The 14,467-nt window shown below is 34.1% G+C and carries 10 protein-coding genes; 6 read left to right on the top strand and 4 right to left on the bottom strand.

Translation table 11 applies throughout. The features are described from left to right. Window positions 1-2: 2 nt before the first annotated feature. The 3 genes from F6U93_RS00320 to tsaD are packed head-to-tail and all read right to left on the bottom strand — an operon-like array spanning window position 3 to window position 2,418. Complete coding sequence (locus F6U93_RS00320; RefSeq protein ID WP_150935708.1) at window positions 3-707, bottom strand: 16S rRNA (uracil(1498)-N(3))-methyltransferase; 705 nt, start codon at window positions 705-707, stop codon at window positions 3-5. 2 nt (window positions 708-709) lie between these two features. Then, the gene (locus tag F6U93_RS00315; RefSeq protein WP_150935707.1) at window positions 710-1,345 is read right to left on the bottom strand and encodes a peptidylprolyl isomerase; all 636 of its coding nucleotides are present in this window, start codon (window positions 1,343-1,345) and stop codon (window positions 710-712) included. A 50-nt stretch (window positions 1,346-1,395) separates the two neighbouring features. After that, complete coding sequence (tsaD, locus tag F6U93_RS00310; RefSeq protein ID WP_150935705.1) at window positions 1,396-2,418, bottom strand: tRNA (adenosine(37)-N6)-threonylcarbamoyltransferase complex transferase subunit TsaD; 1,023 nt, start codon at window positions 2,416-2,418, stop codon at window positions 1,396-1,398. Window positions 2,419-2,660: 242 nt separating this feature from the next. Here tsaD and F6U93_RS00305 point away from each other — a divergent pair, with 242 nt between their 5' ends. The 5 genes from F6U93_RS00305 (at window position 2,661) to F6U93_RS00285 (ending at window position 11,598) form a co-directional block, all read left to right on the top strand. After that, the gene (locus tag F6U93_RS00305) at window positions 2,661-7,049 is read left to right on the top strand and encodes a translocation/assembly module TamB domain-containing protein (protein WP_150935703.1); all 4,389 of its coding nucleotides are present in this window, start codon (window positions 2,661-2,663) and stop codon (window positions 7,047-7,049) included. A 153-nt stretch (window positions 7,050-7,202) separates the two neighbouring features. Beyond that, on the top strand, window positions 7,203-8,189 hold the full coding sequence (pfkA, locus tag F6U93_RS00300; RefSeq protein WP_150935702.1) for a 6-phosphofructokinase: 987 nt from the start codon (window positions 7,203-7,205) through the stop codon (window positions 8,187-8,189). Between the two features lie 17 nt (window positions 8,190-8,206). Then, a complete protein-coding gene (gene gap / locus F6U93_RS00295) occupies window positions 8,207-9,214 on the top strand; it encodes a type I glyceraldehyde-3-phosphate dehydrogenase (protein ID WP_150935701.1) in 1,008 nt (335 codons plus the stop codon). A gap of 89 nt (window positions 9,215-9,303) precedes the next feature. Then, entirely contained in the window at window positions 9,304-10,164 is an 861-nt protein-coding gene (locus tag F6U93_RS00290) for a BadF/BadG/BcrA/BcrD ATPase family protein (RefSeq protein WP_150935699.1), read from the top strand. A gap of 213 nt (window positions 10,165-10,377) precedes the next feature. Further along, window positions 10,378-11,598 (top strand): ATP-binding cassette domain-containing protein, encoded by a 1,221-nt coding sequence (locus F6U93_RS00285; protein ID WP_150935697.1) that lies wholly within the window; start codon window positions 10,378-10,380, stop codon window positions 11,596-11,598. A gap of 265 nt (window positions 11,599-11,863) precedes the next feature. On the opposite strand, the gene F6U93_RS00280 is transcribed toward F6U93_RS00285, so the two are convergent. Further along, window positions 11,864-12,904, bottom strand: coding sequence for a GMP reductase (locus F6U93_RS00280; protein WP_150935695.1), 1,041 nt, complete (start codon window positions 12,902-12,904; stop codon window positions 11,864-11,866). Window positions 12,905-13,034: 130 nt separating this feature from the next. Here F6U93_RS00280 and F6U93_RS00275 point away from each other — a divergent pair, with 130 nt between their 5' ends. Continuing rightward, entirely contained in the window at window positions 13,035-14,447 is a 1,413-nt protein-coding gene (locus tag F6U93_RS00275; protein WP_150935694.1) for a response regulator, read from the top strand. Window positions 14,448-14,467: the final 20 nt, after the last annotated feature.

Below are 14,467 nucleotides of genomic sequence, written 5' to 3'. Positions count from 1 at the left end.
AGCTATTCGTTTGAAAAAGCAACAGAATGGCAGGCTACAATCGCCGCCGTTTCTGTTCGTAATCGGGTTGTTCCCAAAGTTACAGGAATAAATTTGTTTTCTAGCGCTAAGTCAATTTCTTTAGGTGAAAAATCACCTTCAGGGCCAATTAAAATGGTTACATCTATTTTAGGGGCTAAAGCTTGTTTTAGTGATTTCTTTTGGGTTTCCTCGCAATGTGCTATAAACAGTTGACCTGAAAAGTCTTGTTCAATAAAATCTTTAAAATTTACTGGTGCATTCAACTGTGGTAAATAGGCATTTAATGATTGTTTCATAGCCGATTGCAAAATACGATCAAAACGGTCGGTTTTAACCACTTTACGCTCACTGTGATCACAAATGATAGGCGTAATACTTTCAATACCAATTTCGGTAGCCTTTTCTAAAAACCATTCGTAGCGATCATTCATTTTTGTAGGTGCAACAGCCAAATGCAAGTTGAAGTTACGTGGTTTTTGCTGTTCCTTAGAAATGATATTTGCCATACATTTGTTAATGTTTGGCGTCACGAGTTCAGCGGTAAAAATCCAGCCTTTACCGTTGGTGATATGCAAAGTATCTCCAACAGTTTTGCGTAACACTTTTACAATGTGTCTGCTTTCAGTTTTATCAAATAACAACTGAGTGCTTATTTCGCTAATGTCTGGATTATAGAAAAGTTGCATTTTTATTTCTTTTCAGTGATTTTTAAAACTTTTAATTCTGAAATTTCTTTAGGCTCATAAGTTTTTAAAACCACATAATATCTGTTAGATTCTGGTAAATCTACGGTGAAAATATCGTTTAAGCCATAGCTGCTATCTACAAAACTTTGTTCTAAAGCTGTATCGAGTTTTCCTTTAGTGAACCAACCCGTGTCACCACCTTTTGTAGCGCGTTCATCCATAGAATATCTTTTAGCCAAAAAATCAAAAGGAGCCCCGTCTTTAAAGTTCGCGATGATTTTAGTTCTTAGCGCATTTAAATCGCTCATATTATATTTAGCACCATCCAGATAAATGTATGACACACGATTATAGTTGTTGCTTGTTTTACTAATAATTTTATAATGAACCTTTTCATATTCGCGATCAACGACTTCTGTTCCGCCTACATTCTTTTTAAAAAGTGATATGGCGAGTTTGGTTTTATGTTTTTCCTCATTAAAGGTAATTAATTTATTGAGCTTTGAATTGTTTTCCTCTAAATAGGCATCAGCTTCCTCAGGGGTTTCAATTTTTTTCAAGTCTTTCTCAATAGAAGTTTGAGCCTGTACACAAAAAATAGTAAGAAACAATAAAAGACAAGGTAGTTTTTTAATCATAGGATTGGTAGGGCTTTGGGGTTAGTATAGGGTATTTGTTAAAAATATTTTTAAATTTTTAATCGGGCGGAAGCGACTACATCTTGTTTAGCAAAATTACTTTCTAAATATTTTAAGTATCCTACAATGGCAATCATGGCGCCATTATCCGTGGTGAATTCAAATTTAGGAATGTAGGTGGTCCAACCAAATTTTTGTTCGCCATCTTTTAAGGCTTGCCTTATACCCGAATTTGCCGAAACGCCACCACCAATAGCAATATGATTTATGCCGGTTTCTTTTGAAGCTAGTTTAAGTTTGTCAATTAAAATACCAATAATAGTATATTGAATTGAAGCACAAATATCGTTTAGGTTTTCTTCTATAAAATTTGGGTTTTTCTTCGTTTCACGCTGAATAAAGTATAAAACAGCCGTTTTAAACCCTGAAAAACTAAAGTTGAGCCCGTCAACCTTTGGTTTTGTAAAAGCAAAAGCTTTTGGATTACCTAATTTGGCACGTTTGTCAATTTCTGGACCGGCGGGATAGCCTAATCCTAATATTTTACCACTTTTGTCAAAGGCTTCACCAACGGCATCATCGATGGTTTCGCCAATAACAGTCATGTCAAAGTAATTTTCAACCTTAACAATCTGGGTGTGACCCCCAGAAATGGTCATGGCTAATAATGGAAAAGGTGGTTTTTCAAAACCTTCTTCTTCAATATAATGAGCCAAAATATGACCCTGCATATGGTTCACATCAATAAGCGGAATATTTAAACCATAAGCTAAAGATTTAGCAAATGAAGTGCCTACAAGCAAACTTCCCATGAGCCCAGGCCCCTTTGTAAAGGCCACAGCATGAAGCTGTTCTTTAGTGATATTTGCTTTTTCTAAAGCCTGATGAATCACAGGAACAATGTTTTGTTGATGCGCACGAGAAGCCAATTCTGGAACAACGCCACCATAGGCTTCATGTATTTTTTGACTCGCAACGACATTGCTTAAAATTTTACCGTTCATTAATACTGATGCAGCGGTATCATCGCATGACGACTCAATTCCGAGTATATATATATTTTCTGAAGACATTAATTTCTATTGGGCACAATAATTGTTAATTTTACATCGAATAAACGATTTATTCGCAGCGCAAAACTACTCAATTATTTTTTTAATAAAAACGTAAAGAATTATATATCGAGTTGCATCAACTTGAAAGTAATCACTGTATTTTTATTAATTCAATGTGATTTATGGGTATTAAAGTCATAATTTTATAGCTTATCAAGTCATTTTTTAACATACTGTTTAAAATAACGGGCATTTTCTTAATGCTCTTTATTATTTTATTGCTGGTTTTAGCCATTCCTTATGTGCAAACACGCCTGGGTAATTACGCGACTGAACGATTAAATCAAGAGTACAAAACGCATATCTATGTTAATCGACTAAGTATGCAACTTAATGGTGATATTGAATTAAAAGATATTTATATTGAGGATTATAAGAAGAATACGCTCTTTAGTGCATCAGAATTAAACACCTCGATTTTAAGTGTTAGAAATTTATTCAATGGAAATTTAATTTTTGGTGATATTGACGTTGAAAACCTTCATTTTAATGTTAAAACCTATGAAGGTGAAACGGAATCGAATCTAGATATTTTCGTTAAGCGATTTGAAAGAGATAACCCTACTAAAGTCCGTAGTGAATTTTTACTTTCTTCTAGTGATGTTTCTATTTATAACTCGGTTTTTAGTTTAGCAGATGAAAACAGAGCCACTTCAAAAATGCTTTATTTAAAGGATTTAAATATTAATGCAACCAATTTATTGATTGATGGGAGTAACGTAAGCACTAGAGTAAACACGTTGTCTTTTGTAGATAGCAGAGGGGTTGTTGTGAAAAATATGATGACCGATTTCGCTTATACCTTAACCGATATGACTTTTGCAAATCTTCAAATTAAAACAGAAGAATCGGTGCTTAATGGTGATTTGAAATTTCTATATAAGCGTGAAGATTTACAATTTTTTACAGATAAAGTGACTATTGAAGCCAGTTTTAAAGGTTCGAATGTCCTTTTAGATGAACTAAATACCTTTTATGATGAGTTCGGACATAATATCCACGCAAAATTTGATGTTGATTTGTCTGGGACACTCAATGACTTAAAAATGTCTAACCTAAGGTTATCTACAACCGATAGAACGCATGTAAACGGCGATATTTTATTCCGAAATTTATTTAATAGAGAGGAAGATAACTTTTATATGGATGGTAAATTCAAGAGTTTGTCTTCAACCTACACCGATTTAACCCATTTGCTTCCCGGAATTTTAGGACGATCTATTCCGTCTTCATTCGATCGCGTTGGCATGTTCAATATTGTGGGAAATACTCAAATCACTTCAAAAAAAGTGGTGGCCGATATTAAGATATTTACTGAAATCGGTTTTGTGGATTCTAATTTAGAAATCGATAAAATTAATGACATCGATAATGGTTCGTACAAAGGGAATGTTACCGTTCAAGAATTTGACCTCGGGGCTTTTTTAAATACGCCCAATGTAGGTATAGGGGCTTTAAATTTTGATGTTAACGGAAAAGGTTTTACCGCCGAAAAAATTGACACCCAGATTAAAGGTGATATTTATAGGTTAGAATATAACAGCTACAATTATGAGGACATTAAAGTAGCCGGAAATGTGATGAATAATATTTTCGACGGAAACTTAATGGTTAATGATTCTAATCTAAAAATGAACTTTTTAGGGCTTGTAGATTTCTCTGAAGATGTGAAAAAATATGATTTTGAAGCTGTTATAGATTATGCCGATTTAAACACGCTTAATTTTATAAAAAGAGATAGCATTTCCATATTAAAGAGTAAGGTGAATATGAATATGAATGCGGGGAGTTTAGATGATGCCTATGGGAAAATCATTTTTAAAAATACCGTATATCAAAATGAAAATGACACCTATGCTTTTGATGAGTTTGAAGTTACTTCACGTTTTGAAGGCGAAAAACGGTTCCTGTCTTTTAATTCTCCAGATATTATTCAAGGCGAATTAAACGGCGAGTTTGTTTTAAATGATTTACAAAAGTTATTTAAAAACTCTATTGGTTACGTTTATTCCAATTACCAAAGAGATCAAGTTCATGATGATCAGTATATAGACTTTAATTTTAAGATTTATAATAAAATTGTAGAAGTACTTTACCCTGAAGTTAAACTGGCTAAAAACACCTTCATTAGAGGGCGTGTAGAAAGTGATGAGAGTAAATTTAAGCTCATGTTTAAATCACCTAAAATTAAGTATGATGATTACTTTGTTAATAATGTAGAGCTACAAGTCGATAACGGAAACCCGCTGTTTGATACTTATATCGAAGCCGATAGCTTAAATACAAAGTATTACAACTTATCAAAAATTAATATGATTAACGTGACCTTAAATGACACGCTTTTTATGCGAGCTGAAGCAGTTGGGGGAAAGCGTAATGATGATACTTATAACCTGAATTTTTACCATACGATTAATACTGAAAACAAATCGGTGGTTGGATTTAAGAAGTCAGATTTTACGGTTAAAAATCATAAATGGTACATCAACGAGCTAGATGATAACAATCATAAAATTGTGTTTGATAAGAAGTTAAAACATTTAAATCTTGAACGCTTTAAAGTAAACCATAATAACGAAATCATTAATTTATCTGGTTTTATAAAAGATTCTACCCAAAAAGATGTGAAACTCGATTTTGTTCACATTGATTTGGATAAAATTTTACCAGAGTTAGACAGTTTAAAGTTTGAAGGTCGGGTTAATGGTCAACTGGAAATCTTACAACAAAATGGTAGTTATTTGCCAGCATCAGAGATTGTGGTAAACGATTTGAAAATTAATGAGTTTGAATTAGGGTCTTTTGATGCGAGCATTAGAGGGAATGAGTCCCTTACAAATTATGAAGTAGATGCCTCTATTAAAAATGATTTCGCTAAATCATTTCATGCACAAGGCGACATTAACGTAGTTAAAAAACAAGCCAGTATTGATGTGAATTTAGATTTTAAAGATTTTAAATTACATCCGTTAAATGCTTTATTACAAGGCGTGTTGTCTAATGTTAGAGGAGAGGCCACTGGGCGAGTTAATGTCGTTGGAAGCTTGAAAGCCCCTCAAATTAATGGCGAATTATTATTGAATGATGCAGGTATAGGGGTTCCGTATTTGAATGTAGATTACGCTTTTGCGGAAAATGCCTCAGTAGGATTAATCAATCAAACCTTTAAGTTTAACGATATTAATATCACCGATACTAAATTCCAATCTAAAGGACAATTGAGTGGTACTATTAGTCATGAGAATTTTTCAAAATGGAATCTTGGCCTTGATATAACCACTAATAATTTGGTCGTTTTAGATACTAAAGAAGCCGAAGAATCACTTTATTATGGTACCGGTTTTTTAGGTGGTAGCGCCAATATTTATGGCCCAACCGAACAATTGGTCATTAAAGTTGTAGGAGAAACTAAAAAAGGAACCGTATTTAATATTCCTTTAAATGATTCTGAATCATTTGGCGATAATTCCTACATGCATTTCATTACCAAAGAAGAAAAAATGGCTAAGGAAAAAGGCGTTGACATTGTTTTTGAGGAAATAAAAGGTTTAGAACTTGATTTCGATTTAGATGTTACTGAAGATGCTGAAGTTCAGATTATTATCGATAAAAGTACTGGGCACTCTTTAAAAGGTCGTGGGCGTGGCGGATTACTTGTTGCCATTAACACCAACGGAAAGTTTAAGATGTGGGGTGATTTCTCGGTGTTTGAAGGGGTTTATAATTTTGCCTATGGAGGCTTGGTGCAAAAGGAATTTATTGTACAACCAGGTGGAACCATTGCTTGGGAAGGCGACCCTCTAAAGGCCCAAATCGATATGTTAGCGACTTATAGAACACGAGCAAATCCTTCTCCTTTACTTGATACACCAATTAATAGAAGCATACCAGTTGAGCTCAATATCGCTCTAGTAGGTGATTTAGAACAACCAGAACCTGAGTTTAGTTTTGATTTTCCTAATGTAAATTCTACTGTAAAATCTGAGTTGAATTATAGGCTACAGTCTAAAGAAGATATACAAAATCAGGCCCTATATTTATTATCAACCGCATCGTTTTCTAGTGGCTTAGCCGATTTGAACTTCTCTGGAACCATTGCAGAACGACTTAATGGGATTATAAACGGTTTATTCACCGGAAGCGATTCTAAACTAAATATTGGTTTAAACTATGAATCGGGGCAAAATAATCCGGATTACCAGACTGAAGACCGCTTTGGGGTAACCTTACAAACACAAATAAGTGATCGTGTAATCATTAATGGTAAAGTTGGAGTTCCTGTAGGAGGAAGTGGGGCTACACAATCGGTGGTGGCCGGTGATGTTGAAATTGCGTTTCTACTTAATGAAGAAGGTAATTTAACGGCTAATGTATTCAATCGTGAAAACAGTATTCGAAATTTTGGTGAGAAAATAGGATATACTCAAGGTATTGGTGTGGCATATAGTGTAGATTTTGATACCTTTAGAGAACTTATTCAGGAGATCTTAAAAAAATCAGAACCGGTAGAGCAAGAACTTGAAGAAGAAAAAACAGATAATAAGGCCGAAAATGCACTGCCTGATTACATTTCAATTAAGGATGATTAGACAATTTAACGCTGTTTTGAATGGTCTTTTTGATTTTTAAATAATTTAGTAGTTTACTAAAACGTTGTAGTTTTAATTGTTTGCTAAAATGTGATTTATGTTATAGAAATATGGTTTTTGTTTATTAATTTTACAGGAATAAATTAGAAATGAATGCCAAATACAATTAAAAAAGTAGCCGTTCTTACTTCAGGAGGAGATTCTCCTGGAATGAATGCCGCTATCCGTTCTGTAGTTAGAACATGTGCTTACCACCATGTAGAATGTATTGGGGTTTACCGAGGCTATGAAGGCCTTATTGAAGGCGATTTTTTAGAATTAAACGCAAGAAGTGTAAAAGGGATTATTAACAAGGGTGGTACCATGTTAAAATCGGCACGATCTAAAACCTTTAGGACTAAAGAAGGGCGTGAACAGGCTTATAAAAGCTTAAAAGATAAAAATGTTGATGGCCTTGTGGTTATTGGCGGAGATGGTTCTTTTACAGGGGCACTCGTGTTTAATCAAGAGTTTAATTTCCCTGTAATGGGAATTCCTGGTACCATTGATAATGATATTTTTGGAACCACACACACCTTAGGTTTTGATACGGCTTTAAATACCGTAGTTGACGCCATCGATAAAATTAGAGATACAGCAAGTTCTCATAACAGATTATTTTTTGTAGAAGTTATGGGGCGTGATGTGGGTCATATCGCTTTAAATTGTGGTATTGCCGGTGGTGCTGAAGAAATTCTAATTCCTGAAGAAGATTTAGGATTAGAGCGTTTAGTAGAATCCTTAAATAAAAGTAAAAAATCAGGAAAATCCTCAAGTATTGTAATCGTTGCTGAAGGTGATAAAATAGGTAAGAATATTTTTGAACTTAAGGATTACGTCGATGAAAATATGGAAGGTTATGATGTAAGAGTTTCGGTTCTTGGTCATATGCAACGTGGTGGTGCGCCATCATGTTTCGATCGTGTTTTAGCAAGTCGAATGGGTGTAAAAGCCGTAGAAGCCATGCTAAACGGAGAAAGTAATTATATGGTTGGCCTTAAAAATGGTAAAATGGAATTAACACCATTAGACCATGCTATAAAAGGTAAAACAAAAATAAATTTAGAATTATTGCGTGTCTCAGATATCATGAGCACTTAACATTTATAAACAAGATTATGTCAAAATTAAAAATTGGAATTAACGGATTTGGTAGAATAGGTAGAATTGCTTTTAGAGTAGCAGCTTCAAGACCTGATATTCAAATAGTAGGTATTAATGACTTATTAGATGTTGAGCACTTAGCTTACTTACTAAAATATGATTCTGTACACGGAAGATTCAATGGTACTGTTGAAGTGAGTGATGCTGGACACTTAATAGTTAACGGAAACGAAATTAGAATTACTGCAGAACGTAACCCAGAAGATTTAAAATGGGATGCTGTTGGAGCAGAGGTTATTTTAGACTGTACTGGTATCTTCACAAACTTAGAAGGGGCTCAAAAGCATATTGCCGCTGGAGCTAAGAAGGTAGCTATTTCTGCACCATCTGCTGATGCGCCAATGTTTGTAATGGGTGTAAATCACGATAAAATTACTTCAGAACACACGATTGTTTCTAACGCTTCTTGTACCACTAACTGTTTAGCACCAATTGCTAAAGTTATTAATGATAACTTCGGAATTGTAGAAGGTTTAATGACTACAGTTCACGCTACTACTGCTACTCAAATGACTGTTGATGGTCCTTCTAGAAAAGACTGGAGAGGTGGCCGTTCAGCTTTAGCTAACATCATTCCTTCTTCAACTGGAGCTGCAAAAGCTGTGGGGAAAGTAATTCCTGAATTAAACGGTAAATTAACAGGTATGGCATTTAGAGTACCAACTCCAGATGTATCTGTTGTAGATTTAACAGTTAGAACTGAAAAATCAGCATCTTGGGATGAAGTGAAAGCAGCTATTAAGAAAGCTTCTGAAAATGAATTAAACGGTGTTTTAGGTTATACTGAAGAAGCTGTTGTTTCTCAAGATTTCGTTTCAGAAACACTTACAAGTGTGTTTGATGCTGGAGCAAGTATTGCATTAAATGATAACTTCCTTAAATTAGTTTCTTGGTACGATAATGAGTTTGGTTATTCAACTAAATTAGTTGACTTAGCACAACATATCGCATCTGTAAAATAATTTATTTTAAATATTAATTATAATAACTCCACAGAGTTATTGTGTATCAAGCACAGTATTCTGTGGAGTTTTTTTTTAACTCTGAACTTATGATTTTAATTGTTGATAGTGGTTCTACAAAATCCGATTGGATAGGAGTAGATAATAACGGAAACCAATTGTTAGAAAAAATTCGTACTAAGGGTCTTAATCCTGCCATTTTACCTGAAAAGAAACTTTTTAAAATCATTAAAGGCAGTAAAGAGCTAAAAAAACATAAAGAAGAAGTAACGCATGTGTTTTTCTACGGTGCTGGTTGCGGAACTGAAAACCCTAAAAACTTATTGAAAGGTGTTTTACAAGAGATTTTCACAAATGCAGAAATAGAAGTTAATGAAGATACCCTAGCGGCGGTTTATGCCACAATAAATGAACCTACAGAAGCAGCTGTAGTTTGTATTATGGGAACCGGATCTAATTGTAGTTACTATGATGGCACAAATATCCACCAACGTGTAAATTCTTTAGGCTATATTTTAATGGATGATGCCTCAGGAAACTATTATGGTAAGCAGCTCATTAGAGATTATTATTTCAATCACATGCCTATTACTATAGAGCATGCTTTTGGTTCTAAATATAACTTAGAATCTGATTATATTAAATACAACCTATATAAGCAACCTAATGCAAATGCATATCTAGCAAATTTTGCTGAATTTATGTTTTTAAACAAAGACTCAGAGTACATCGTTAATTTAATTAAAGACGGTATTCGACTATTTGCTAAAAACATGATTATGCAATATAAAGAGGAGCTTAAAACAGTACCAGTGCACTTTGCTGGTTCTATTGCCTTTTTTGCTCAAGATGAAATTAAAGCCGTTGCTGAAGAAATGGGCTTTAAAGTCGGGAACTTTGAGCGCAGACCTATTGAAGGTTTAGTTCCTTTTCATACTAAGGATTTATGAATGAATAGTTGAAATTTAAAATAAAAAGTTAATATTGAATTATGAAAAATTCATGAGCTGATTAATGATTGCTTGAGTAAGAGTGAAATGTTTTATCATGCAGAAGGAGGGGAGACTGAATCATCTTCATATTATGTTTAATCGTGTAAACTGAAACTTGCGGCTAAATTATTAACTGTTCCTTTTTAATTTTTAATTAATCACCCAATTTTCATGGAACACAGCGCCTTCTACATTTCCAATAAGGAAGATAAACAGTCACTGCTTAAAAATATAGTTTCAGGTAAAATTATTCAGGGTTTAGAACATGAAAAAGGTGAGGTTTTCTCAGAAATTACTTTAAATAAATTCATTCAAGAAGAGCAAAGACACGATAAATATTTATTAACTACACCTGCTAATAATAGTGTGCTTCATGCTTCAGGAGGTGAACGAAAACAAGCCCTTCTATTTTATATTCTTACTAAAACACCCTATTATATTATCCTTGACAATGTGTTGGATAGTTTAGATGTTTCGGCACAAGATGAAATTATAAAAACCTTATCCAATTTAAGCCGTGAAGTTGTTTTGATACAACTTTTTTCGCGGCAAAAAGAGCTGCTTCCGTTTATCACAAATTTGTTCTATATAAAAAACGGAAAATGTCTTCCTATTAAAAATTTAGATGTCCTAGAATTGAATTTACAGTCTTTTTTCAAGAGACCGCTTCCAGAACCTGAAAAAATAGAAAGAAAGACCTTTAAAACCTTAGTATCCTTTAATGGTGTTTCTATAAGCTATGGAGAAAAACCTGTAGTAAAAAATATTACTTGGGAGATTAAGCAAGGTGAATTTTGGAAATTAGTTGGAGCTAACGGCTCAGGAAAGAGCACCCTAATCTCATTGATTACAGGCGAAAACCCTAAAGCTTACAATCAAGATATTGCGTTATTTGACATGCAAAAGGGGACGGGTGAAAGCGTTTGGGACATTAGAAATAACATTGGCTATTACGCCGCTGAACGCTTACGTGGCTTTAAGCGTTTAGATTCTGTAGAAAACATGCTGCTTTCGGGGTTTTATGACTCTATCGGACTTTATAAATACCCAACGGAAAGACAAAAAATGATTGCTTATGATTGGTTGAAATTACTTGGTTTGTTTTCAGTGAAAAACAAAGATTTTCTATCCTTATCAGTAGGGCAGCAGCGTTTGGTTTTAATCGCAAGAGCCATGGTAAAACATCCGCCATTACTAATTTTAGATGAGCCTACGAACAGTTTGGATGATGCCGATGCCAGAATATTTTCCGAACTGGTAAACAAAATCGCTTCAGAAAGTGAAACTGCTATAATTTACGTATCGCATCGCGATGAATCAAGCCTAATTACGCCCGATTTTATTTTTAAATTAACACCTAATGATTTAGGGTCAACAGGTCAGGTTTTGTAATTTGCCTACTGCCTATTTCCTAAATTTACCTTTGAATTGATTATTTGGGATTCTGTTTATTTGTTGAATCGTTTATTTGTTTAACTAGAAACTGCGACTGAAAACTATAATTAAACTAATGACTATTGTTTGTTAGTTGATGGTTATTGTTTATTGGAAAAAACTTCCGTAAACTTTAGAACATTTTTAATTTTTAACTCTTCATTTTTAATTCAACATAAGTTTATTCGGGTAACTGAAACTTGCAACATTAAACTTGAAACCATCAACCATTGTAAACCCTATTTTCCTGTTCATTTACTCTAATAAAAGTAGTGCGTTTAGTCAGTTCTTTTAATCTTGCCGCACCCACATAGGTACAGGTACTACGTAATCCGCCTAAAATATCCTGCAGTGTATTTTCAACCGGACCTTTATAAGGCACTTCAACGGTTTTACCTTCACTGGCACGGTACTCAGCAACGCCACCAACGTGCTTTTCCATAGCTGTAGCCGAACTCATTCCGTAGAACTTTTTAAAAACTTCGCCGTTTTTCTCAATAATTTCACCACCACTTTCATCATGACCGGCAAGCATGCCGCCAAGCATTACAAAATCGGCACCTGCTCCAAAGGCTTTAGCAATATCTCCGGGCGTTGTACAACCACCGTCACTAATAATTTGTCCGCCTAAACCATGAGCTGCATCGGCACATTCAATGATCGCTGAAAGTTGTGGGTAGCCAACACCGGTTTTTACTCGTGTGGTACAAACAGACCCTGGACCTATACCAACTTTAACAATATCGGCTCCTGAGATTAGAAGCTCTTCTACCATTTCACCTGTAACTACGTTACCTGCAATAATGACTTTATCTGGAAATTGAGCTCTTGTTTTACGTACGAATGCGGTAAAATGCTCTGAATAACCATTCGCAACATCAATACAAATGAATTTGAGTTTAGGAAAAATATTAAAAACTTGAGTGAGCTTATTAGTATCTTTATCGCTAGTGCCAGTGCTTACAGCAATATAATTTTCAATTTGTTTTGGTGCTTCAGATGTGAAGTTTTTCCAGTCTTCAATCGTATAGTGCTTATGAATGGCTGTAAATACCTGTTTTTCGGCCAAGGCTAAAGCCATTTCAAAGGTACCTACGGTATCCATATTGGCCGCCATGATTGGAATCCCAGACCATGTTAATGGATTATGAAGGAATTTAAATTCACGTTCTAAACGGACTTCAGAGCGGCTTTTTAAAGTAGATCGCTTTGGTCGAATCATAACATCTTTAAAGCCTAATTTAATATCATATTCAATTCTCATCTTTTCTTTGTATGAAGTTTTTTACTAAAATTAAATTTAACAAATTTTCCTATACCTATGTCGGTTTAATGGCTATAAATCGTTTTGTTTATACGTAAATTATAAATATGTTTGTTAAAAGCCATATTCTATGATGGAAGCCCTAAAATTCATGAAATCGATTAAAAAAAGATATAAATTATCGTTTTTGATTTCCTTAAGTATAGTAACGATTCTTATTATAGGCTTTCTCTTTCTTGAAAAAAAAATATACATTGAAAGTGCCGCTGGAATTTTGTTTGTATTGGCTGTGCTTCAGGTATTCGGACTTCAATATTTTTTTAAAAATCAACTGCAAAATGACGTTGTAAAATCCAATCTAAAACTCCGTGTACATGAGTTAAAACGCAGTTTAGACCTAGCGGAGACGGTTGCTGATCAGAAATCAATTTATTTGGCGAATATGAGTTACGAAATTCGAACGCCGCTAAATACAGTTTTGGGTATGATGAATATGCTAAAACAAGCCAATTTGGAGTCTGATCAATTTGCGGAAGTAGAAATTGCTGAATACTCTTCCCTGCATATTTTACAGCTAGTTAATATGATTGCAGATAATGCCGTGGTAGACCGAGGGAACGCTCGAATAAATATTAAGGCGGTTGATTTACAGGCTGATTTATTGAAGCTATTTAAAATTTTTGAATATCAAGCTTTAGAGAAAAGTTTGGCCTTTGAATATAAATTCCTGTCTGAAAATGATAGTAAATTTAGAGTTTTGGCAGATTCGTCTAAAATTCAACAAGTACTCATTAACCTGATAAATAATGCGATTAAATTCACTAATTCAGGAAAGATTACGGTAACTGTAGATCAAACCATAGGTGAGAATGATAGTTACTTCCTTACTTTTTATATTAAAGATACTGGTGTGGGGATGACGCCCGACGAGGTTAAATCCTTGTTCAATAATAAAAATGATATTTCAAAATCTGCTTTATTGCGAGATTATCGTGGTGGTGGTATGGGGCTTTCGGTATCACATAAACTTGTGGAGTTAATGGGAGGCGAGTTAAAACTAGAAAGTAAAGAAAATGAAGGTTCTACATTCTATTTCAGCTTACAATTAAAGAAAACTTTGAATATTGAAAGTGATGCGGTTGAAAATAAGCCTCTGTTGTTAAATAGACTAAGGGTTTTAGTCGCTGAAGATAATAGAACCAATCAAAAGGTAATAAAGGCGCTTCTTGAGCGTCAAGGAGCCGATTGTACCTTTGCAAAAAATGGTGTAGAAGCGGTAGATTTATATAAGATTTTAGATTTTGATTTGATTTTCATGGATATCTACATGCCTGATATGGATGGATATGAAGCCACAAGGTTAATTAAAGAAACTGAAAAATACACAAAAAATAATACCCCAATTATAGCTGTTTCTGCCAGTGCTTTTGAAGAGGATATTGTCAAAGCAAAAGCATCAGGTATGCATGATTTTCTAGCAAAACCCATAGAAGTAAAAAAATTAAAAGCTTTATTGCTTGATTATTCAGAGTCTCAAAATTAAGACAGAATAATATATTGAAG

Source organism: Pseudotamlana haliotis, assembly GCF_008806375.1.
In the GTDB taxonomy this organism is placed as follows: Bacteria; Bacteroidota; Bacteroidia; order Flavobacteriales; family Flavobacteriaceae; genus Pseudotamlana; species Pseudotamlana haliotis.
The sequence above is the reverse complement of the archived record's forward strand: the minus strand, read 5'-3'. Positions and strand labels throughout refer to the sequence as shown.

Bases quoted from the DNA above. Each gene is read 5' to 3' on its own strand.
- F6U93_RS00320 (WP_150935708.1), bottom strand. From the start codon at position 707: ATGCAACTTTTCTATAATCCAGACATTAGCGAAATAAGCACTCAGTTG.
- F6U93_RS00315 (WP_150935707.1), bottom strand. From the start codon at position 1,345: ATGATTAAAAAACTACCTTGTCTTTTATTGTTTCTTACTATTTTTTGT.
- tsaD (WP_150935705.1), bottom strand. From the start codon at position 2,418: ATGTCTTCAGAAAATATATATATACTCGGAATTGAGTCGTCATGCGAT.
- F6U93_RS00305 (WP_150935703.1), top strand. From the start codon at position 2,661: ATGCTCTTTATTATTTTATTGCTGGTTTTAGCCATTCCTTATGTGCAA.
- pfkA (WP_150935702.1), top strand. From the start codon at position 7,203: ATGCCAAATACAATTAAAAAAGTAGCCGTTCTTACTTCAGGAGGAGAT.
- gap (WP_150935701.1), top strand. From the start codon at position 8,207: ATGTCAAAATTAAAAATTGGAATTAACGGATTTGGTAGAATAGGTAGA.
- F6U93_RS00290 (WP_150935699.1), top strand. From the start codon at position 9,304: ATGATTTTAATTGTTGATAGTGGTTCTACAAAATCCGATTGGATAGGA.
- F6U93_RS00285 (WP_150935697.1), top strand. From the start codon at position 10,378: ATGGAACACAGCGCCTTCTACATTTCCAATAAGGAAGATAAACAGTCA.
- F6U93_RS00280 (WP_150935695.1), bottom strand. From the start codon at position 12,904: ATGAGAATTGAATATGATATTAAATTAGGCTTTAAAGATGTTATGATT.
- F6U93_RS00275 (WP_150935694.1), top strand. From the start codon at position 13,035: ATGATGGAAGCCCTAAAATTCATGAAATCGATTAAAAAAAGATATAAA.